This window comes from Acinetobacter pittii ATCC 19004 = CIP 70.29, assembly GCF_000369045.1.
In the GTDB taxonomy this organism is placed as follows: domain Bacteria; phylum Pseudomonadota; class Gammaproteobacteria; order Pseudomonadales; family Moraxellaceae; genus Acinetobacter; species Acinetobacter pittii.
Window position 1 is genome coordinate 666,962 of sequence record NZ_KB849790.1, and the last position, 21,261, is coordinate 688,222.

A 21,261-nucleotide genomic window follows, 5' to 3' on the forward strand; every position below is an offset into this window, starting at 1 on the left:
GTGGTTAGGCTTTTTAACTCATTTGATCTTTAAACATGGTCTTTTCTAACGCATTTTTAGAGTGTTACTCTGTTTAATATCCAACCGTAAAAGAAATCTTCGTATCTAGGGTTGTTCTCTGTAATTTCAATATAATGCTGCCCTTGCATAATATTTAAAATGCGCACGAATACTTTTTCTCCCTCTTTATTACGTCTATTTAAGTAGGTCGCCAGTGCTTGTAAAGTAAGAGGTCCGTACTGGCCATCTACCACAAGATTTGGCCAACCTTCCTTTCCCTGCTTATTCAGCAGATTTAAAGCACGTTGTAATAAAGGCTTTGTAAAATTGACGCCACAATTTATAGCTGTATCCAGTAACTCTTCTGCAATAGCTGGGCTAATCGCATTAATCTGGTCAAACTGGGATTCAAGCCAGTATTTTTGCTTATAAATAGATTTAGCTAGGGCTAATGGCAAGTCTTGCATGTTGCCTTGATATCCGTTCGATCGAGCGACTGCTTCTGTAATGCCAAATTTAGTCGCATGGCCATGATCTGATGGATGGTTAACATATCCGCCTTCTCGATTGATAATTGTTTCTAAGTATTGATCAATATTCATTTTATTCTACCTTTGTATTTAAAGCTGTCTTTAGCTATTTTGAAGATCATCTTTTGCTTTTTTTAGGTCTTTGATGACCTCTACAATCGTTTTGCCTTCTTGTTTATTGATGAAGTTAAATATCCATCTCACAATAGCCCAGCCTGGTAAACCACAAATGAAGAAGAATCCAGATAGGGTGATCATTCCCCAAATATCGGATACCCATTCATGCAGGTTCCATTTCATAATAATGAATGAGCCGCCTGTCAGGCTTGAAACTACTGTACAGATGAGAGCAACAATCCATTCTTGTGGAGAACGAGGAAAACGCATCATTAATACAACTGCGACAACTAAGCTGACTGCTAGAGCCACCATAATTGCAATACTATAAAAATTTAAAAATGTGGCTAACCCACTGCTAGAAACTGTTTCCATGACTTTGTCCTGCGCTAAAGGGTAAAACTTGAAAACTCATCACGTTGACTAGTTTGTGGTTTTCAATGTTTATTAATACCCTTCGTTTTCTTTATTACAGTCAATAAAAAACACTAACGCTTTAAAGCTGCGCTAAATTGCAAGACGAACTTATCCTTGACCCCATTTATTTCAGGGGCCCGAGAAAAAATGTTTGTATGCTAAAGCCTGTTAGTGTGCACCGTTTAAGGCTTGTTCAATCAACTCAATCACTGTGATTGCACCAATCGCTTTTTGCATAGAGACTTGATCATCGAATTCGAATGCATCATCTTCAAGCTCATTTACAATCTGCTTGGCCTCCTCAAGTGCCCTTTTTATTTTTTGTACCTTATATTTGTTTACGTCTTTGGCAATTGTCGGGATATACCCTCCACGTTTTGCATTTTTAAGTTGTTTAGCTCTGTTCTGCATTGCTGTAGTCATTCACTATCTCCAACTCAATGTACTCGTTAGTAAGGCGTCTTTATCGTTTGTTATTCTTGAGGTTTTGATACATTCTTTGAGCAATATAGCTAAGCTATGGCTACAAATGTGTGTTCGAAACGTTTCATCTGGTACAACAATCATAAAGAACCAAACTATATGCAATTAAGCCACTAATTTATAAACAAATATTTCCTTTTCTAAAAATGTAAAAAAGTATTAAATTTTGTGGATTTAAGCTTTTTACACGCCTTAATTTTTTGACCAAAAAGTTCATATAAGGCTTTGCCGTATATCGGAAACTTTTGTTAGGTCTCACAATCTTTGTTAAATTCTTCATGTTCTTGATACCCTTTATCGACGAACATTAAGCCTGATCCACGGAATCGGGCTTTTTTTATTCCAATTTTTGTTTTGATAGCCTGTTTGCAAATAATAATTGAGCTATCTCCCTTTTATTCTGCTACCTCTAGAAACAAAATAAATTTAGCTTCCATCTCAAAGCTTTGATAAAGCAATAAATAGTGACTTAGGCACCACTTAAAATTTCTCTATTCATCTTGAGATATAACTGATATTATAACTATAGTTATTATTAGTCAATAACTATAGTTGTTTTACTAGATATAACTTAAGTTATATATTTGTTATAAGTTTACTGGTGTAACCATTATGGCTCTTAAAGACCGTTTAAAAGACTCTAGAATTAAAGCCAAAAAAACTCAGGCTGAAGTGGCAGAAGCTGTAAAAATGTCACAACCTGCCTATCAAGCTTTAGAGTCAGGGAAAAATTTAAAATCTGCATTTCTTCCTTTAATTGCCCAATTTTTAGGAGTGGATGGTTATTGGTTAACGACTGGGAATACTGAAGACTCTTTTAGAGAAAGTGATGTATTTAGCCCGACTGTGGTGAGTGCAGAATCTACCGATCAATATGTTTGGATTGAAGTTGTAGAAGCTAACTTTTCTTGCGGAACCGGCGAATCTATTGAATTTCACTTTGATGCTATTAATGGAAAAATTCCATTCCCTGCTTCATTCTTTAAAGAAAAACGCGTTGCTCAAGAATGCATGCGTATTATTAAAGCTAAAGGCGATAGCATGACCGACTACATTAAAGATGGAGATTTGGTCGGTATTGATATCTCACAGACTGAAGTCATTGATGGCGAGATTTATGCAGTTTACTTTGCCGGTGAAGGAATGATTAAACAAATTTTTAAAGAGGCAGATGGTTCTTTAATTTTGCACAGTTTAAATGAAAAATTTAGAGATCGACGTGTCACTGAAGAGAACGGTAAAAACTTTAAGGTTATGGGTCGACAGTTCTGGCGAGCAGGCTAATTTAGTTATTAAATATAATTAAAATAATAATACTAGCTTTTTTAATCATTTCAGCCTTTTATAACTTTAATTATTTATATAACGTATAGACATAAAAAAACCTATCTCCTTTAAAAGAGATAGGTTCTCTCGCTTTATTACTATGGTTTTATCAACAATATGTATTTAAACGATAAAGTTGATTAAACCCGGTATAGAAGCTTTTACCATCTTGGTTTAACTCAATTTCTTCACCAGATTGAAGTTGAATTTTTTTACCAACTTCGACCCAACGATATCCATCGAGAGAGTTTTGTTTACGCACGTGAGGAACAATCCTCACATTAATTTCGTTGCCATTTACGGCTGTGGCAATGTGCCACTCATTTACTATATTCACAATCATTCACTCATCACTGAGCTCATGTGATTTTACGGTATATAATTAGAACGCTAGATTTAGGGTATGGACAGTTCGTCTAGAATTTAATATTTAGCTTTATATAGGGTTATTTATAAGCTAATTGCTTTTCATAATTTTCGTATTATGAAAAGTGGTACATCACAGAGCATAATATTTTTGGATGCGGGAGTCGGATTTGAACCAACGACCTTCGGGTTATGAGCCCGACGAGCTACCAGACTGCTCCACCCCGCAATTGGAAGTAAGCTTTATACGCTCATATATTTTAGAAAGCAAACTTTATTTTTTAATCGGTTGTAATTATTAACAATTCTCTTTTTATTATTTTTTCATTTTAACCATTCAGTCTAAATTCACCTATCAATTTCAATTTTTAATTCTTTAAATTGTTGTATTTATTTTAAATAGAACCCGATATTCATAGACAACAATTGCCTTGGTTGGATGGCTTTTATACTATCTAGATTGGTCCTTTAATTTTTAGTTCGTATGTCTGAACCTCAGTTTTCCCTTAGTGAATATCTCGGCACAGTTCAGGAAGTCATACGTGTGGCTTTTGATGAGCCAGTTTGGGTAAAAGCAGAAATTCGAAATTTAAATATTAAGGGCGGCCATTACTATTTAGAGCTCGCAGAAAAAGATGCAGAGACTGATAAAGTCATTGCTAGCTGTAAAGCCACAATCTGGAAATTTTCTGCAAGTAAAATTGTTTTAAAGTTCGAACGTGAAACTGGGATTGAGATTTCAAGTGATTTAAATGTGCTCATCAAAATTAGAGCACGTTTTGATCCTCAATATGGCTTTTCGGTCAACATTGAAGAGATTGACTCAAGCTTTACGTTGGGTGAAATTGCTAAACGTTATCAGCAAATTATTGAACGACTTACTCAAGAAGGTTTAATCCATAAAAATAAACTTCTTCCCACTCCTTTTGATATTCAAAATGTTTTAGTCATTGCTCCTCAAAATGCTGCGGGCCTTGGTGACTTTAAAAAAGATGCAGATGCACTTGAGCGAAATGGAGTTTGCCATTTTGTGTATCACACCGCTACTTTTCAAGGAAACACGGCTGCAACTAGTTTGATTGAATCTTTAGGTTCAGGTTTAAGACAATGGGCCAGTACATTTAACTTTCCACCTGATTTGATTGTGATTATTCGCGGTGGTGGATCGGTGAATGATTTAGCTTATTTAAATGATTATGAACTTGCCGCCCTACTTTGCAAACGGAGTGTACCCATTTGGGTAGGCATCGGGCATGAAAAAGATCGTACAATTCTTGATGAAATTGCTCATCGCTCATTTGATACACCAAGTAAAGTGATTGCTGGCATCCGAAACCACATTGTTGAACGCGTCCAAGAAGCTGTAGATAGCCTACAAACGATTAAGCTACTTTCTCAGCATCAAATCACAACCTATCAAAGCAAAAATGATCAACTGCTTCATCACATTAAGTCATCCGCACAGAGTCAACTTAGCTCAGCACATCGTTTGCTTGATCAGATGAAAGAACGTATTCAATTTAGCTCACAGCAACAAGTTAAATTTTCATTAGCCCAAATCGAATCTTTGATGAAAGAAATCCTTTTGCAAAACCCAAAACAGGTTCAGGCCAAAGGCTATGCAATTGTTAGATCAGAAGGAAAAGCGATTCGCTCTATACATCAAATTTCAAGCCCCGCCATTGCTATTGAGATGCAAGATGGTGTGCTTGAAGCCAACATTACGCAGGTAATTCCAAATGAAGAATGAAGAGTTAACGTTTAAAGATGGTCATGACATTTTGAAGAAAAATGCCGAATTACTTGAATCTCAAGAAAGCCCGGATATCGATAATTTAATGAAGATTGTTGAAGAATCTATTACGGCTTATAAAGCGTGTAAATCACGTATTGAAGCCGTTCAACAGGCTTTAGATGAGACATTTAAAGAATAAAAAAAGCCCACTCCTACTTCTCATTGAAGGAATGGGCTTAGTGAAATCCACTTAATCCTGAAATGCAAAAATGTGGATTAGGTCACATTTTTACACAGGCATAGTCCCATAACCATTTTAGATGTTCAATATTTTAATTGTGTCTATACGTTAGTTTGGCTTAATTTTCACCATCTAAGACTATACCAAACACAAACTCTGCTCATGGTTATTGTTAAATTTAATTTAAGAGTTATTCCTCACTGAATGGACCAATTAACTGATAAATTTTGCCATCTTTAGGGTTTTCATAGAGCAAATCCATATTGGGTAAAATAATATCATCATTAATTTCAATATGTTCAACGCTTTTATGAAGCTCAAGCGTATGGTCATTCATGGGTCTAACTTTTGCCAAAGCAATTGATTCTTTATCAAACTGGTCCTTGATAATTACTTTTAATCTTGTCATGAAAATCTCCTGAAAATTAAATTTTTTAATATAAATAAAGGGTTAAGTTTAAAATGAGCTAATCGCAGAATAGCCGATTGGCATCGCAAAAAAAGTTAAAATAAATGCAGCCGTACGTTGTAAATTACGTTGGTTTAACCAAGTTACTTTGTTTGAAATTAATACGGTTCCAAAAGCAATCCATAAAAATGCAATGGGTGTAATTAATGATAAAAAAATAGCAATATGCACAAAATAAACGTGAAGCACTTCCCATGCTGCATGTGGAAAAATAGCAGAAGCAAAGAGTAAAGCTTTAGGATTTAAAAGTGTTGCAACAAATAAAGCCTTAGGCGTAATCAGTGGGTTGTCTAATTTGATGTCGTTTGTTGATGTTATCCAAAGTTTAAATGCAAGGTAGAGAATAAAAGTTGCACTTATTAACTTTAATAAGGCAGGAAGCCAAGGGATAAAATGTGAAACTGACTCAAGCAAAACACCCCATGAAGTAATTGCAATGAGATAACCCATCACTTCAGCAGGAATAAGTTTAAGAGACTGCTTCACCCCTGCTTGTATTCCAGCCGAGGCTAACAATGTATTTGTTGGGCCTGGAGTCAACAAAATGGTGACCACAAGTCCAATAAACATAAATGACACCATAGGCAACGAACTCTTTAGTTATGCTAGGCGAAATATGTCAAAAAGGAATATCTATTGTCGACATAATGGTTGTAACAAGAAATATTGAAGTTTATTTTTTTAATTTTAAAACAAACAATTAACTCCATCTGACTACAAATTCACTTACTATTTCAATAATTTCAAATATGCAAAATCGATCACATAAACCTAGAATAAGTGCTATTTTTTTGCTCGCCAAACAATTAAATCAAGCTTTTTTTTTCACAGAAAAATAAGCCGTTATTTTTAATATTTAACCCTTATTTAGCTTATTTAATAAACGCTTTTTTCTGACTTGAAATTTGAAAATTGATCAATATATAAACAATTAGAAATCGTGATTTTACTGAATATGATGTCCCGTTCCCCATCAATTCTTTGATTGTCGCTTTCATCAAATAAATCAGATGATGGAGGATGCATGATGAATGCTTATGTTCGCCCTCATCCAGATGGTTTTAAATCTTATTTAGGTAAGAATCAGAAAACCGGACTCTACATTGTACGAGTTGGTTGGACGGTTTACGAAACGAATGGCAATGGCTCTGTGCTGTACATTGTTAAGAATGAAGATACGATTCCGTTGGATGTAGAAAAGTTTAAAACTGATCGTCCCAAAATTTATGTTGCTCTTTTAAATGAAGTTCAGTTTCAACGCAAGAAACAACTCGCGATTGATCTCCAGCAATCAAATATCCCTTCTTATGACCGTAAAGCCTACAAAAAACGGCGTGGCTTTATAGACTCTTAAGTGAAGGTATTTACTTTAAACTCATATAGAAAAAGCACCCTTAGGTGCTTTTTCTTTTAACGACCAGTTGTAATTAATACGAGCATACTCAGTATTAAAGTGCTTAATGATCGTTTGCAATGTATGTGGACTTCATGCTCAGCTCCGTGAGCAAATTGATTAACGTTTTCCATTTCGTGTGCCCTTAAAGTTCACACTGATAATTTGCACAATTTTCACACAATAAGAAATTAGCCAAAAGTATTATATCGAATCAAATTTTAAATCTAATGCTGGGCAAGTAGTTTTGAAATTTATAACTGAATTAACTAGATGTAACATTCTTATACGAGGTTAAACCTTATTGAGCGTTTGTAGACCTTTCATTTCAAACTCACCTAGCAAACAAATGATTTTATAAAATGAAAAGAGATAACAATATTCTGTTTTTTAATAATAGTCTTCGACAGGAGAACTTTTATGGAAACTCAACAAGAAACCAACTCTTCTTTATTTTGTAATGCCTCTACCTCAATTCAAGCATGTATTGAATGTATGATTGCCTGCAAAACATGTGCAGCTGCATGTTTGCAAGAAGAACATGTGCACATGATGCGTGAATGTATTAAGCATTGCATGACATGTGTAGAAACCTGCCAACTTTGTACGTCTTTAGAACTTAGAAACTCTGAACTAGCAGAATCAGCCATGCAACTTTGTGCGAACGCTTGTCAACTTTGTGCAGCAGAATGCAGTAAACATGACCACGAACACTGCCAAATTTGTGCTAAAGCATGTCTTGCTTGCGCACAAGCTTGTCTGGCATATCGCTCCTAAGTGGTATTCACAACTTTAAGCCTACGCAATCTTTAGATCGTAGGCTCATTAAAATTTTTAAATAACTATAGATTAGGTATTTTTTATTTAAGCTGATTACAATTTTTACTTTTTTATAGGCATAAAAAAAACCCGCATCTTGGGGAAAATGCAGGCTCTTAGATCTCCCACAACGACCATGAGTTCATTATTAAACTTGAACTTTAAACCGTTAACCAAATGTACCCTTAATAAAAACAAATTGCAATACAGAAAAGTCTGTATATTTGAAATATTTTATTATTTTTACATTACTTTTTCATAAATAGTTTAAAAGTATAAGATATTTCCAAATAAGAAATATCTTTTTTACAGGCATTAAAAAAGCCCGTTTCACGGGCTTTTCTGCAACGGTGAGCAATGTAAGCGTTGTGTCTATCCAACTCTTGTTTGCTCTTTGCTAGCTATATGTAAGGTCTTATCGTATCTTTTGCCCTGTCCCAAGTTTCCCTGTGGAGCGAGGAGATATTACGATTACCTTAGGTACAGTTATAGCACATTATTTATTCATGACTAGTCTTGTTCACGTTTTTTTACAAATGAAGAAAATACGATCTAACCTTAATATTTAAGGGTTTTCTACCCCATTTGGATATTGGCGAGCGTCATCACAAATTGGATACCACTTCACTTGTGAATTGACAAAAGCATGAGAGATGACTGGCGTCGATATTTCTTCATTAATAAGTCCGACCCTCAGGCGTACCACTTCTGGCTTATCTAGACGTTCACTCCAGATCGGTGAACCGCAAGTTTTACAGAACACTCTCTTTTTGTTTGGAGAAGCAAAATACGCTTGCAAAAGATTTTCACCCTGTACAATCTCTAAATCGCTTTTTTGTACTTGAGTGATGGCAGCAAAAGCAGCCCCTTGTGCTTTTTGGCATTGCTTACAATGACAAACCATAATGGGATTTAATTCAGCATTAATGCTGAGTTGAACACCATTACAAAGACAAGAAGCTGTATAAATCATGATTTTACCTTTTTATTTTTATGGGATTTAGCTTACACCCACCCCTTTTTCAATATGATCTAAAATGGCACAAGAAGCCTGTTGGTCACCACAGCAATCATCGGCAGAAGCCTGCAAAATATTAACCATTTCTTGTAGGTGGGCAATTTTTTGCTTTAATTCGGCAATGTGTTTGACGGTTAAAGCTTTCACCTCTGCACTATGCCGATCGGTATTTTTCCAAAGTGAAATAAGCTCTTTCATCTGTTCAGATGAAAAACCTAACTCTCGAGCATGCTTTAAAAAGTTTAAAGTTTTAAGGTCTGTTTCTGAATAGATGCGATAGCCAGAAGCAGAACGCTGAGCTGCTTCAAGTAAACCGATTTCTTCATAGTAGCGAATCATTTTCGCCGAAATGCCCGAATGTTTGGATGCCTGACCGATATTCATCTCACACCTCAAATATTAAATTTGGTTTAAGACCTGCTGTCATGATCTTAAACCAAAAGTTGATTTTCAGCACGCTTACTCTACTGGCGCATGAAAGCGTTTTAAGCGTAATGCATTGCCTAAAACAAAGACCGAAGAAAGTGCCATCGCGCCTGCTGCAAACATCGGTGAAAGTAACACACCAAATGCTGGATATAATGCCCCTGCTGCAATTGGAATTAGGGCTACGTTATATACAAATGCCCAGAACAGGTTTTGACGTATGTTTCGCATGGTGGCTTTACTTAATGCAATTGCATTCGGTACGCCTTTTAAACTACCTGACATGAGCACAACATCAGCTGCTTCGATGGCAACATCTGTTCCTGTACCAATAGCTAAACCGACATCTGCTTGCGCCAAGGCTGGTGCATCGTTAATACCATCACCAACAAAAGCTAAGCGCCCATACTGTTTTTGCAGTTGGCGGACTGTATCCACTTTGCCCTCGGGTAAAACCTCTGCCACAACTTCGTCAATGTTCAGCTTTTTGGCAATTGCTTGCGCCGTATGACGGTTGTCTCCTGTAATCATGGCAACCTTGAGGCCTAATTGATGCAAGGTCTCAATCGCAGCATAGGTTGTTTCTTTAATTGGATCTGCCACGGCAATAATTGCTGCAAGTTTCTGATCGATAGCAACATAAAGCGGTGTTTTACCTTCTTCACCTAACTGAGCAGCAATCGCTTGGAATGAGCTGGTATCTAAATCAAGTTGGTGCATATAACGATCTGCACCAATTTGTACTTTTTGGCCTGAAACTTCCGCTTCAATACCTGAACCTGTAATCGAGTTAAATGCTGTTACTGGTAATAGGTTTAGGCCTTCATTTTCTGCTGCTTGAACAATCGCGAGAGCAATCGGGTGTTCAGACTTAGCTTCGACCGAAGCCACTAAAGTCAGCACTTGTTTACGTTCAAAGCCAGATTGCACATTAAAGTCAGTCAGTGTCGGTTTGCCTTCGGTGAGTGTGCCCGTTTTATCAACTGCAACTACTTGCGCTTCTTGTAAAAGCTGCAAAGCTTCACCTTTACGGAACAAGACACCTAACTCGGCACCACGTCCAGTACCAACCATAATAGAAGTTGGTGTTGCAAGTCCCATCGCACAAGGACATGCAATAATCAGTACTGCAACGGCATTCACCAATCCAAAAGTGAGCGCAGGTTCTGGCCCCCAAATAAACCAAACCAAGAAAGTAATTGCAGCAATTAACATCACTACAGGTACAAACCACATGGTGACTTTATCGACTAAGCCCTGAATCGGAAGTTTAGAACCTTGGGCTTGTTCAACCATACGAATAATTTGTGAAAGTACAGATGAGCTACCCACTGCGGTTGCCCGAATGTTCAGTGTTCCGTTTTGATTGACCGTACCACCGACCACCTGTTGTCCCACTACTTTTTCGACTGGGACAGGTTCACCCGTAATCATAGATTCATCAATGTAGCTGTGCCCTTCAACCACTTCACCATCGACTGGCACACGTTCACCCGGACGAATTTCTACGATAGTTCCACTGACCACTTCAGCAACAGCAACTTCAACCACTTGACCGTCACGTTGAATACGGGCTGTTTTAGGCTGCATTCCTACCAAATGTTGAATCGCTTGCGAAGTACGTCCTTTAGCTTTGGCTTCAAAATAACGTCCGAGTAAAATTAAACTGACAATAACGGCAGCCGCTTCAAAGTAAACATTGACCGTGCCTTGTGGTAACACATGCGGCATAAAGGTTGCTACGACCGAGAAACTGTAGGCAGCCAAGGTTCCAACTGCCACTAGCGAGTTCATATCTGGTGCCAAACGCCACAGGGCTGGAATCCCTTTTTGATAAAAACGGCGACCTGGAAAAACGAGCACTAATGTAGTCAAAGCAAACTGTAAAAGCCAGCTGTTGTATTGACCAATCGTGTCCATGATCCACATGTGAAAAGCTGGAATGAGATGTGAACCCATTTCCAAAATAAACACAGGTAAGGCCAACACAATCGAAATGATCAAATCTTTTTTTAGCTGATCTAACTCTGACGCTTTTTTATCGAGTTGCTCATCTTGATTTTTTTCAGATGCTTTAGCGTCGTAACCTGCTTTTTTAACAGCGCGAATTAAGTCTTCAACATTAACTGATGCATCTGCTTGTACCCAAGCCTGCTCTGTTGCTAAGTTGACCGTAGCTTGTTGAACACCATCTACTTTTTTAAGGGCTTTTTCTACACGTGCAACACAAGATGCACAGGTCATACCCTCAATAGACAACTCTACTGGTGCAGCTTTTGGTACATCATAACCTGCTCGTTCAACTGCTTTAACCAGTGCTTCACGCTTAATCGGTTGATTTGAATAAACAACCGCTTTTTCTGTTGCCAAATTAACGTTGGCAATCTCTACATTTTCAACTTTCTTAAGTGCTTTTTCGACACGACCTACACACGAGGCACAGGTCATGCCTTCGATTGGAAGTGTTTCACTATATGCTGGCAATTTTGTGGTTTTTGACTCCATCAAACACCTCTGCAAATCTGCAAAATTTAATATTCTGTATTGAGCATACAGATTCCCATCATGGGAAGGTCAAGCATATTTTTTTAAAAATTTAGTCTTGACCTTACAATCATGACAAGGTTTAGACTCAGTGTTATCCAAACAAACATCTCATTCTTGATGGAGTATGAACATGAAACTACTTATTGAAAATATGACTTGTGGTGGCTGCGCTCGTGGAGTGACTGCGACGATTCAAGATGTCGATCCAAATGCAAAAGTAGATGTAGATTTAGCGACCAAAATCGTGACTGTTGAAAGCAGTGAAAGCGTCGATAAAATTACCGAAGCACTTGAAGAAGATGGTTTCCCAGCGAAAGTGCAATAATCAATAAGGCCTAACGTTTAAAGTTAGGCCTTTATTTTGTGTTTGTTGATATTGACTCAAAGCTGAAATTTTTTAATTCGATAATCCAGTGCTGCCCGAGATATTCCCAATAAACGTGCCGCTTCAGACACATTATGATTTGCCTTTTTTAAAGCCGTTAAAATTAACTGCTTCTCGTGTTCTTCTAAATTAAACTCTGCCTTTAATAATTGATCAAAGTCAGTTTCAACAGCTACAGCCTGCTCAGGGTCATGCTTGATCTGTGGGAAAATGGCATTTAACTTAATCAGTTGCTGATCATCCGTTAATAAAACCGCCCTTTCTAATAAGTTTTCTAACTCACGAATATTTCCCGGCCATTCATATTGCTGCATAAAAACTTTGGTCTTTTCACTTACACCCTGAATGGTTTTGCCGTACATTTTTTCAAAGCGATGAAGAAAATGTTCAACCAATAAAGGAATATCTTCACGGCGCTCTCGCAAAGGCGGAATCTGCACAGGGAAAATATTTAAGCGATAATATAAATCTGCCCGAAATCGCCCTGTTTTTACAGCCTGTTCAAGATCTTCATTGGTTGCTGTAATTACACGGACATCTAAAATACGTGTCTGTGAATCTCCTACTCGCTCAAACTCACCTTCCTGCAAAATGCGTAATAGTGCTGCTTGTGCACGAGGAGAAAGCTCAATCACTTCATCTAAAAAAATCGTACCACCATTGGCTCGTTCAAACTTCCCCAAGCGAGATTGATGCGCTCCTGTATAAGCACCTTTTTCTACCCCGAATAATTCAGACTCAATTAACTCTGGTGGAATCGCTGCACAGTTTACTGCAATAAAAGGTTGGTCTTTTCTTTGGCTATTTGCATGAACTCCTCGTGCAAAAGCTTCTTTACCAACGCCGGTTTCACCTTGTAGCAAAATAGAAACTTTCGAACCTGCTGCTTTTGTTAATAATGCACAGACCTGTTTATAAGATGCTGACTTACCCACAGAACTAAATAATTGGTAATCGGCTTCACTGTCGCTATAAATTGATTTTTTAAGTTCAAAAAGTTCAGCCTGCAACGCAATCAGTTCTTTTTCCATGGGTTCGGGAGACATGAACTGAATCAGTTCATCAGCATTTTCCCACTCTTCTAAAGGCTTACCGATAATACGGCAATGCTCATCGCCACAAGCTTTGCACTCTATTTCTTGATAAATAATGGTCATGCCCGTCGCAAAACTACTGTATCCGCATGCATAACCCAAAAGCATCCAGCATGCAGGTTCATCACTTGGGCCAAAATGCTCTAAATGCACATCGGCTTCAAAAGAGTTAAGCCAATTTAAATCGGCATAAAACAGTTTTTTATCGTGGCTTAAATTGAGCTGGTTGGCCTGTACTTGCACCATTCCGCGAATCGCATGCATTTGTGGACCCGCCATAAAAGCATCGTGTTCATTTAAATCGGGACGCATTTTTGTTGTAACTTCTGCATCCTTTAACCCAGCTTGATACCCTAAACGAATAAAAAAACGCTTGGTTCGCTCAAGCCCAATCATGTGCGCTAAATCTTTACGCAAATATCCCATAATGCTGGTGTGGAAAAGTAGCATCCGATATTCATCAAACCAGATTTGGCCGTGGGCAGTATCAAAGTGCAATTTAGACAGCAAATCGTGAATTTCTTGTGGATGATCTGCGTATCGTCCCGTTGTATCGTATTTTACTCGAGCCATGAGTGATCTGTTTTAATCCATTAAACACATTTCGGTTTTATCTCATCTTATCGAAGAACCAGATAAATGTCCTAGTATCTTAAAGACATAACTTCATACTAAAAAAGTATTTCTAAATCTCTCCATTTAAAGCCTCAAACAATCTAAAAAGAAATTTTTACGACCCTATTCATCAAATCATGAATATCTCTATTTCACCATTCAAAAAAATTCATGAAATGGTGAATTTAAAAAATTCCTCATTTTCCATAAAAATCTTAATTAATTGTTTTTAATAATAAAAATAAAGTTGGCATAGCTTTTGTAAAGCTTATAACGAAAGCAAGGAGCATTCATCAATTTCAAGACCATGTCTTGATGGAGTACAGCATGACGCAACCTCAAGTCGAAGCATTAACCAAATATATTCGGGTCACTGGCGACTTAAACGCAGAGTTTATCGAATTCGATTTTGCCATTCACGATCCAAGTCTATTTGTGGAACTGGTTTTGCCTAAACATGCATTTAATGATTTTTGTAAGACCAATCAAGTGGTTGAAATGACCCAAGAGCAGCAAGCTTTTAACGATGCTCAGGAAGAAAAATGGCGCTATGGCACTGAAGCAACCTTAGTCGGCACGCAACGTAATAGCAACGATCACGATGATCAAATGTAAAAAATATAAGGAGATAAAGCCATGACTTTAGAAATCAAAACGTCAAATGTCGAACCTATCCGCCAGAACTACGCCTATATCGAAAGACGATTTGGTAGTAAGCCAGCTACTCGATATCAAGAAGTAAGTTTCGATGTACAGGCAGAAACTAACTTTCACTATCGTCCTTTGTGGAAACCTGAAAAGACTTTAAATGACAAAACCCATACTGCCCTGCAAATGCAAGATTGGTATGCATTCAAAGATCCACGTCAATTCTATTATGGAACTTATGTTCAGCACCGTGCGCGTTTACAAGACACTGCCGAAAGTAATTTTGCTTTTTTCGAAAAACGTCAGCTTGCAGAACATTTGTCTGATGAAGTCAAAGCTAAGGTCATTGAGTGCCTATTGCCATTTCGCCACGTTGAACAAACTGCAAACTTACACATGATGTCTGGCAGTGCCTATGGTTATGGCACCGTGCTTACCCAAGCTTGTATTTATGCCGCGATGGATCATTTAGGAATTGCGCAGTACATCTCGCGTATTGGCTTAGCTTTAGATGGCAACAGCGGCGACTCACTACAGCAGGCAAAACAGGCTTGGATGCAACATCCTGTATGGCAAGGCTTACGCCGTCTGTGTGAAGAAAGCCTCACCGAGCAAGACTACTTCAAACTTTTCTTATTACAAAATCTTGTGATTGACTGCTTTGTGACAGAGCTCGTCTATCAACAGTTTGATCAGTGGTTAGTCACTCAAAATGCTCGCGACTTAGCCATGCTGACTGAATTTATGAAAGACACTTTAGGTGATTTACGTAAGTGGTCAGACACCGTCATTAAAACTGCCGCAGCAGAATCCGATCATAACAAACAGCTATTAAATGAATGGTTCACTGAGTCTCTAGCTCAAGTGAAAGCAGCCTTTACACCTTGGGCAACAGCAGCCTTAACAGCAGAGGCAATTGATCAAGCAGAACAAGCCGTTACTGAACGTGCAAAAAAACTCGGCCTACAACCACTTACAAATGCTTAAGGAGAAGCAACATGTCTAAAGTCTATCTCGCGTTACAAGACAACGATACTTCACGCTACATCCTCGAAGCGATTGAAGAAGATAACCCTGAAGCTTCAATTCAGTATTTACCCGCCATGATCCGAATTGAAAGTGAAACTGATTTGGTGATTAAAGCCGAAACCGTATCTGAAAAACTAGGCCAAGATTGGGACATCCAATCATTACAACTCAACATGATTACGCTGGGCGGCAACGTCGAAGAAGATGACGATACTTTCCGCCTTCATTGGAATTAATCACAACATAGACGTTGTTTAACAAAGATTTAAGGATGATCAATCATGACAACTCAAACGAAAGAAACCAGTAAAAAATTAAATGCGAAAGATCGTTACCGTGCATTAACCCGTGATCTGGACTGGGACTTTTCCTATGCTGACCGTAAAGATGCCTTCCCTTATGAAGAGTTTGAAGGCATCAAAATTACGGACTGGTCTAAATGGGAAGATCCATTCCGTTTAACTATGGATGCTTACTGGAAATATCAGGCAGAAAAAGAGAAAAAACTTTATGCCATTTTTGATGCTTTTGCTCAAAACAATGGTCAGATGAATGTCAGCAATGAACGTTACTTAAATGCGATCAAACTCTTTTTAACAGCGGTGACTCCACTTGAATATCAGGCTTATCAAGGCTATGCCCATGTAGGCCGCCAGTTTAGTGGTATTGGAGCACGTATTGCGTCTCAGATGCAGTCAATTGATGAGCTGCGTCATGTACAGACTCAAATTCATGCCATGAGCCATTACAACAAGTTCTTTGATGGTTTTCAGGACTGGGCACACATGCATGACCGCGTTTGGTATTTGTCTGTGCCTAAATCATTTTTTGAAGATGCCCGTTCTGCTGGCCCTTTCGAGTTTTTATTAGCGATTAGTTTTGCTTTTGAATATGTACTTACCAATTTGCTATTTGTGCCGTTTATGTCGGGTGCAGCTTATAACGGCGATATGGCAACCGTGACCTTTGGTTTTAGTGCGCAGTCAGATGAAGCTCGTCACATGACGCTTGGTCTTGAAATCGTGAAATTCTTGCTCGAACAGCATGAAGACAATGTGCCAATTGTGCAGGAATGGATTGATAAATGGTTCTGGCGTGGGACGCGTTTGCTTTCAATTGTGGGCATGATGATGGATTACATGCTGCCAAACAAAGTGATGTCTTGGAAAGAAGCTTGGGAAGTTTACTTTGAACAGGCAGGCGGCGCACTATTTAAAGATTTGAGCCGTTATGGCATTCGTATGCCGAAATATAGCGATGTCATTGTGAAAGAAAAAGAGCATGTCTCACATCAAGCATGGTGGATTTTCTATAACTTTGGTCATGCTGCCGGTTTCCATACTTGGATTCCAACTGACGAAGAAATGGATTGGTTATCGGCTAAATATCCAGACACTTTCGATAAATACTACCGTCCAAAATGGGAGCTGGCTCGCAAAATGGAAGCCGAGGGTAAACGCTTCTATAGCGCAGGTTTACCACAGCTTTGTCAGGTTTGTCAGATTCCAATGACCTTTACCGAAATGGGTGATGACCCAACTCAGTTTAGTTATCGCCATAGCATCTACCAAGGCGAACGCTACCACACCTGTTCAGATGGCTGTCATGACATTTTCGAACGCGAGCCTGAAAAATATATACAAGCATGGCTACCTGTAAATCAAATTTTGCAAGGCAACTGTGGTGGCGGTGACCTCGAAACCATGCTCCGCGATTATTACCGCATGAATGTCGGTGCCGACAATCTGGATATTGAAGGTTCACCAGACCAACAGCGCTGGAAAAAATGGAAAGGCAACGCAGCATAAACACAAGGAATTGTTCAGGCAGTCATCAAGCTGCCTGATAGGAAATAAGGAGATTGAACATGACTGTTCGCGCGATACACAACAATTATCAATTTGAACCGCTTGATCTGCAAAAAAACTATGGTGATCAATTCTTACTTTATGTGGGTTGGGATCATCACACCCTTTTTTGCTCGGCACATGCCATGCTTGCCTCACCTCAACAAACTTTTGGACAGTTGATTGAGCAACAAATTACAGGTGGTTTTGCTCAACATCCAGATTTTGCCAAAATTGATTGGTCAAAAGTGCAATACACCTTAGATGGTCAAACAATTAGTCCTGAAAGTACAAAAACTTTGGCAGAGCTTGGTTTTGGGCATAAGTCATTACTTCGTTTCGTTACGCCAGAGTTAAATGGCTATAACGACAGCTACGTTTAATTCGGAGGTGTGTCATGAGTTATCAAGTCACCATTGAACCGATCGGAACAACGATTGAAGTAGAAGAAGATCAAACCATTTTAGATGCTGCCCTACGCCAAGGCGTTTGGTTACCCTTTGCCTGTGGTCATGGCACTTGCGGGACATGCAAGGTTCAAGTCACCGATGGTTTTTATGATGTCGGTGAAGCTTCTCCCTTTGCGCTCATGGATATTGAACGTGATGAAAATAAGGTGCTTGCCTGCTGCTGCAAACCACAATCCGATATGGTCATTGAAGCCGATGTCGATGAAGACCCAGATTTCTTAGGTCATTTGGTTCAAGACTATCAAGCGACAGTCATTGAAATAAAAGACCTGTCGCCAACCATCAAAGGAATCCGACTACAACTAGATTATCCAATTGAGTTCCAAGCTGGTCAATATATCAATGTCCAGTTCCCAGATATTGAAGGAACTCGTGCATTTTCAATTGCTAATTCGCCAAGTGAAGTGGGCATTGTTGAGCTGCATATTCGTAAAGTTGAAGGTGGTGCAGCAACGACTTATGTACATGAACAACTTACTACAGGTGATCAGCTTGATATTTCAGGCCCATATGGTCAATTTTTTGTACGCAAGTCAGATGATCAAAATGCCATTTTCATTGCAGGTGGTTCAGGTCTTTCAAGTCCACAATCGATGATTTTAGATTTGCTTGAGTCTGGAGATAGTCGCACCATTTACCTCTTCCAAGGAGCACGAGACTTGGCGGAGCTATACAACCGAGAATTGTTTGAACAGCTCGTAAAAGACTATCCGAACTTTCGCTATATACCTGCCCTGAATGCACCAAAACCAGAAGACCAATGGACTGGATTTACCGGATTCGTGCATGAGGCTGTTGCCGATTACTTTGAAAATCGATGTGGTGGACACAAAGCGTATTTGTGCGGCCCACCAATCATGATCGACTCGGCAATTTCAACACTCATGCAAAGTCGCTTATTCGAACGGGACATTCACACTGAACGGTTCTTAAGTGCAGCCGATGGCGCTGCCGGACAATCGCTTTCAGCTTTATTCAAACATATTTAAAGATAAACCTTTCACCACTTCGCTTTTTCAAATGAGCTTTGTATTTGTAATTTAGAAAGTAAATACAAAGCTCACAGGAGTTCTACATTCCAAATTTACAGATTAAACAGACTCAATTTTTTAAAGATCGTTAAGGAATAACGTTTTTTTACTTACAAGCGAAACAACACAGAATAGGACATTCTATGAATAACAAAATCTCTGCAATCATATGTGGTGTAATCAGCACCCTTTACCTTCCTTCTGCATTTGCGACAGAAAACGGCTCGGACTCTTTTGCCTTAGGTGCCGAAGGTATGATGGCGGGTGCCCTACCACCTGCTGGTGTCTACTTACTCAGTAATTATCAAAATTATCACGCATCAGAGTTTCAAAATGGTCCCGATCAGTTCCATGTTGATGTCAACGCCGTGGTTCCTCGTTTGGTCTGGATGACCGATCAAAAAATTCTGGATGGACAACTCGGGTTTTATGCAGCCCAGCCATTGGTTGATCTACGGCTTAAAGTAAATGGAATGGCTGACTCAAACCAAGGTCTCGGAGACTTGATTTTGGGTGGTATGCTCGGCTGGCATCAAGGAAATCATCACTGGATTGCAGCCCTAGAAACCGTACTGGGAACAGGTGAATACGACACTCCAAGTACGACACATCCAGTTGAAGCCAATCTCGGGAAAAACTATCATACCATTCGACCTATTCTTGCCTATAGTTATGCCAACGCAGCAGGTTTAGATCTTTCAACTAAACTGTCTTATAGCTGGAATACACGTAACGATGCAACCGACTACCAGTCTGGACAATACATTGCGGGTGACTATAGCTTAGGTTACCGCATTAACTCCAAACTCAAAGTTGCAGTTGAAGGCTATGCTTTTAAACAAACTACAGATGACAAAGTAAACGGAAGTGACATTGGGTTTAAAGGACAGGCTTTTGCAATTGGGCCAGGCATTCAATATGCCGATAAGAACTGGTCTATTGAAGCCAAATTTTTAAAAGAAACCGAAGTAGAATATCGTCCCGAAGGCCATACCAGCTGGCTAAAACTAATTTGGGCTTTCTAGAACCATTTAACGCATAGCTTCAACCTTTGAGGCTATACCCTGCTTTATTTAAAAGTCGATACCGTCTGAATCATCTATCGGATTTTGATCGAGCGTGAAAACGGTGCGTTTATATGGAATCCCTTCTAAGTCATAAACCTGATAAATACAATCAAACAGTGACTGTAAATCTTCACTTCGGTCCATTGCCCGTGCTGTAATAAAAATTGGGCTGACCGCACCGTTATCTAAAATCGGAATATAGTTTAAGTGTGGAAATCGAATGGTATCGGCACTTGCTGGAATAATGCAGATCCCTTCTCCCGCTGCCACTAAGCCCAAAGCCAACTGAATCTCTCGTATCTCATGCATATTTTTTGGAACCAAACTATGTTCGGCAAAAATATTCAAAAGCTGGGTCGAAAAATTGGGCTTCGGTGAAGTGGGATACATAAACATCTTTTCATCAATCAAGTCAGCTAGATATACCCCTTCCGTACGCTGTGCAATAGGATGACTCGTATGCGCAGCAACCACTAAGCGTTCTTTACGTAGCAAAATACGTCTCACAGCAGGATCACTAATTCTTAAACGTCCGAAACCGACATCAATACGTCCTTCTTTTAATGCCTGTAACTGTTCGGTTGTACTTAACTCCATGAGCTGAATATTCAAATGAGGTTGTTGTTGGCGAAATAAATAAATGATTCGAGGTAGCAAACCATAGAGTAAAGACCCAACAAAACCAATGGTCACACTACGTTCAATGAGACCAATACGTTTGGTCATACTTTTTATTTCTTCAGCATTCGACAAAAGTTTAACGGCGTGCTGATAAAAGAAATGTCCGGCTGGGGTTGTCTGTAAAGGACGGCTTCCACGCTCAAACAGTTGAATGCCAAGCTCGCTTTCCAGATTTTGAATCTGTCGACTCAAAGGTGGTTGAGCAATAAATAGTTTTTCGGCTGCCTTTGTAAAGCTCTGCTCTTCAACAACCGCAACAAAATACCGTAAATGTCTTAGTTCCATAAGGCTTCCATACCTTTAAGATATAAAAAAATGCAAATTCAGTCTTAGACACAGTTTAACCATTCTTTTAAGGTATATACAAGCAACAAACCGATGAAGTGATGAATTGCTTTGTGAACAAGCCTTTTACCAATATCTTCCAGTGATTCATCTTCATCAATTCACGGTTAAACACTCAGCGCACTCATGCGCTTCATTGAAAATATTAGGATATCAAGACCT

24 protein-coding genes, 1 tRNA gene and 1 pseudogene are annotated in these 21,261 nt (G+C 38.9%); 13 read left to right on the forward strand and 13 right to left on the reverse strand.

The features are described 5' to 3' along the window. Positions 1 to 56 precede the first annotated feature (56 nt). From F928_RS15715 to F928_RS15725, 3 genes are all read right to left on the reverse strand, one after another. Positions 57 to 602, reverse strand: a complete 546-nt coding sequence (locus F928_RS15715) for a glycoside hydrolase family 108 protein (RefSeq protein ID WP_005076887.1) — start codon at positions 600 to 602, stop codon at positions 57 to 59. Between the two features lie 30 nt (positions 603 to 632). Then, a complete protein-coding gene (locus F928_RS15720; RefSeq protein ID WP_002119864.1) occupies positions 633 to 1,022 on the reverse strand; it encodes a hypothetical protein in 390 nt (129 codons plus the stop codon). Between the two features lie 210 nt (positions 1,023 to 1,232). After that, a complete protein-coding gene (locus F928_RS15725; RefSeq protein ID WP_002119927.1) occupies positions 1,233 to 1,487 on the reverse strand; it encodes a hypothetical protein in 255 nt (84 codons plus the stop codon). A gap of 672 nt (positions 1,488 to 2,159) precedes the next feature. Between F928_RS15725 and F928_RS15730 the strand changes: the two genes are divergently transcribed. Next, positions 2,160 to 2,831: an XRE family transcriptional regulator gene (locus tag F928_RS15730; protein ID WP_002119885.1), complete on the forward strand. Its 672-nt coding sequence runs from the start codon at positions 2,160 to 2,162 to the stop codon at positions 2,829 to 2,831. Between the two features lie 151 nt (positions 2,832 to 2,982). Here F928_RS15730 and F928_RS15735 read toward each other — a convergent pair whose 3' ends face one another. Both F928_RS15735 and F928_RS15740 read right to left on the reverse strand, forming a co-directional pair. Then, on the reverse strand, positions 2,983 to 3,216 hold the full coding sequence (locus F928_RS15735; RefSeq protein WP_005070233.1) for a hypothetical protein: 234 nt from the start codon (positions 3,214 to 3,216) through the stop codon (positions 2,983 to 2,985). A 175-nt stretch (positions 3,217 to 3,391) separates the two neighbouring features. Next, a tRNA-Met gene (locus F928_RS15740) sits at positions 3,392 to 3,468 on the reverse strand. A 255-nt stretch (positions 3,469 to 3,723) separates the two neighbouring features. Between F928_RS15740 and xseA the strand changes: the two genes are divergently transcribed. Then, positions 3,724 to 4,989 (forward strand): exodeoxyribonuclease VII large subunit, encoded by a 1,266-nt coding sequence (xseA, locus tag F928_RS15745; RefSeq protein ID WP_005076889.1) that lies wholly within the window; start codon positions 3,724 to 3,726, stop codon positions 4,987 to 4,989. Continuing rightward, positions 4,979 to 5,173: an exodeoxyribonuclease VII small subunit gene (xseB, locus tag F928_RS15750; RefSeq protein WP_002119890.1), complete on the forward strand. Its 195-nt coding sequence runs from the start codon at positions 4,979 to 4,981 to the stop codon at positions 5,171 to 5,173. The genes xseA and xseB overlap by 11 nt, the downstream gene beginning before the upstream one ends. A gap of 232 nt (positions 5,174 to 5,405) precedes the next feature. Here the strand turns inward: xseB and F928_RS15755 are convergent, their stop codons facing one another. Continuing rightward, complete coding sequence (locus tag F928_RS15755; protein WP_005076891.1) at positions 5,406 to 5,624, reverse strand: hypothetical protein; 219 nt, start codon at positions 5,622 to 5,624, stop codon at positions 5,406 to 5,408. Positions 5,625 to 5,672: 48 nt separating this feature from the next. Continuing rightward, positions 5,673 to 6,266, reverse strand: coding sequence for a LysE family translocator (locus F928_RS15760; protein WP_005076893.1), 594 nt, complete (start codon positions 6,264 to 6,266; stop codon positions 5,673 to 5,675). 442 nt (positions 6,267 to 6,708) lie between these two features. On the opposite strand from F928_RS15760, the gene F928_RS15765 reads away from it, so the two are divergent. Further along, on the forward strand, positions 6,709 to 7,038 hold the full coding sequence (locus F928_RS15765; RefSeq protein ID WP_005076898.1) for a hypothetical protein: 330 nt from the start codon (positions 6,709 to 6,711) through the stop codon (positions 7,036 to 7,038). A gap of 459 nt (positions 7,039 to 7,497) precedes the next feature. Continuing rightward, entirely contained in the window at positions 7,498 to 7,854 is a 357-nt protein-coding gene (locus F928_RS15770) for a four-helix bundle copper-binding protein (RefSeq protein WP_005076904.1), read from the forward strand. Between the two features lie 607 nt (positions 7,855 to 8,461). On the opposite strand, the gene F928_RS15775 is transcribed toward F928_RS15770, so the two are convergent. The 3 genes from F928_RS15775 to actP all read right to left on the reverse strand — a co-directional run bounded on the left by F928_RS15775 (position 8,462) and on the right by actP (position 11,845). Beyond that, the gene (locus tag F928_RS15775) at positions 8,462 to 8,869 is read right to left on the reverse strand and encodes a GFA family protein (protein ID WP_005076906.1); all 408 of its coding nucleotides are present in this window, start codon (positions 8,867 to 8,869) and stop codon (positions 8,462 to 8,464) included. A gap of 27 nt (positions 8,870 to 8,896) precedes the next feature. After that, positions 8,897 to 9,298, reverse strand: coding sequence for a Cu(I)-responsive transcriptional regulator (cueR, locus tag F928_RS15780; RefSeq protein WP_001020650.1), 402 nt, complete (start codon positions 9,296 to 9,298; stop codon positions 8,897 to 8,899). 75 nt (positions 9,299 to 9,373) lie between these two features. Beyond that, the gene (actP, locus tag F928_RS15785) at positions 9,374 to 11,845 is read right to left on the reverse strand and encodes a heavy metal translocating P-type ATPase (protein WP_005076908.1); all 2,472 of its coding nucleotides are present in this window, start codon (positions 11,843 to 11,845) and stop codon (positions 9,374 to 9,376) included. A 166-nt stretch (positions 11,846 to 12,011) separates the two neighbouring features. On the opposite strand from actP, the gene F928_RS15790 reads away from it, so the two are divergent. Beyond that, the gene (locus F928_RS15790) at positions 12,012 to 12,212 is read left to right on the forward strand and encodes a heavy-metal-associated domain-containing protein (protein WP_001985155.1); all 201 of its coding nucleotides are present in this window, start codon (positions 12,012 to 12,014) and stop codon (positions 12,210 to 12,212) included. A gap of 56 nt (positions 12,213 to 12,268) precedes the next feature. Here the strand turns inward: F928_RS15790 and mobR are convergent, their stop codons facing one another. Further along, positions 12,269 to 13,939 carry a phenol degradation transcriptional regulator MobR gene (gene mobR / locus F928_RS15795; protein WP_005076910.1) on the reverse strand — a complete coding sequence of 557 codons (1,671 nt, stop codon included), beginning with the start codon at positions 13,937 to 13,939 and terminating at the stop codon, positions 12,269 to 12,271. Positions 13,940 to 14,308: 369 nt separating this feature from the next. On the opposite strand from mobR, the gene mphK reads away from it, so the two are divergent. From mphK to mphX, 7 genes are all read left to right on the forward strand, one after another. Next, positions 14,309 to 14,596, forward strand: a complete 288-nt coding sequence (mphK, locus tag F928_RS15800) for a phenol hydroxylase subunit (protein WP_000193471.1) — start codon at positions 14,309 to 14,311, stop codon at positions 14,594 to 14,596. A 21-nt stretch (positions 14,597 to 14,617) separates the two neighbouring features. After that, the gene (gene mphL, locus F928_RS15805) at positions 14,618 to 15,616 is read left to right on the forward strand and encodes an aromatic/alkene monooxygenase hydroxylase subunit beta (protein WP_005076912.1); all 999 of its coding nucleotides are present in this window, start codon (positions 14,618 to 14,620) and stop codon (positions 15,614 to 15,616) included. Between the two features lie 11 nt (positions 15,617 to 15,627). Beyond that, on the forward strand, positions 15,628 to 15,894 hold the full coding sequence (gene mphM / locus F928_RS15810; protein ID WP_000049450.1) for an MmoB/DmpM family protein: 267 nt from the start codon (positions 15,628 to 15,630) through the stop codon (positions 15,892 to 15,894). A gap of 45 nt (positions 15,895 to 15,939) precedes the next feature. After that, positions 15,940 to 17,466: an aromatic/alkene/methane monooxygenase hydroxylase/oxygenase subunit alpha gene (gene mphN, locus F928_RS15815; protein WP_000211828.1), complete on the forward strand. Its 1,527-nt coding sequence runs from the start codon at positions 15,940 to 15,942 to the stop codon at positions 17,464 to 17,466. A 59-nt stretch (positions 17,467 to 17,525) separates the two neighbouring features. Beyond that, positions 17,526 to 17,888, forward strand: coding sequence for a phenol hydroxylase subunit P4 (gene mphO, locus F928_RS15820; RefSeq protein ID WP_005076914.1), 363 nt, complete (start codon positions 17,526 to 17,528; stop codon positions 17,886 to 17,888). A 14-nt stretch (positions 17,889 to 17,902) separates the two neighbouring features. Beyond that, the gene (gene mphP, locus F928_RS15825; protein ID WP_005076915.1) at positions 17,903 to 18,964 is read left to right on the forward strand and encodes an NADH:ubiquinone reductase (Na(+)-transporting) subunit F; all 1,062 of its coding nucleotides are present in this window, start codon (positions 17,903 to 17,905) and stop codon (positions 18,962 to 18,964) included. 185 nt (positions 18,965 to 19,149) lie between these two features. Next, on the forward strand, positions 19,150 to 20,031 hold the full coding sequence (gene mphX / locus F928_RS15830) for a SphA family protein (protein WP_005076916.1): 882 nt from the start codon (positions 19,150 to 19,152) through the stop codon (positions 20,029 to 20,031). Between the two features lie 48 nt (positions 20,032 to 20,079). On the opposite strand, the gene benM is transcribed toward mphX, so the two are convergent. Both benM and F928_RS22160 read right to left on the reverse strand, forming a co-directional pair. Continuing rightward, a complete protein-coding gene (gene benM / locus F928_RS15835; RefSeq protein WP_005076923.1) occupies positions 20,080 to 21,039 on the reverse strand; it encodes a LysR family transcriptional regulator in 960 nt (319 codons plus the stop codon). A gap of 44 nt (positions 21,040 to 21,083) precedes the next feature. Then, a pseudogene (locus F928_RS22160) lies at positions 21,084 to 21,214 on the reverse strand (hypothetical protein). Positions 21,215 to 21,261: the final 47 nt, after the last annotated feature.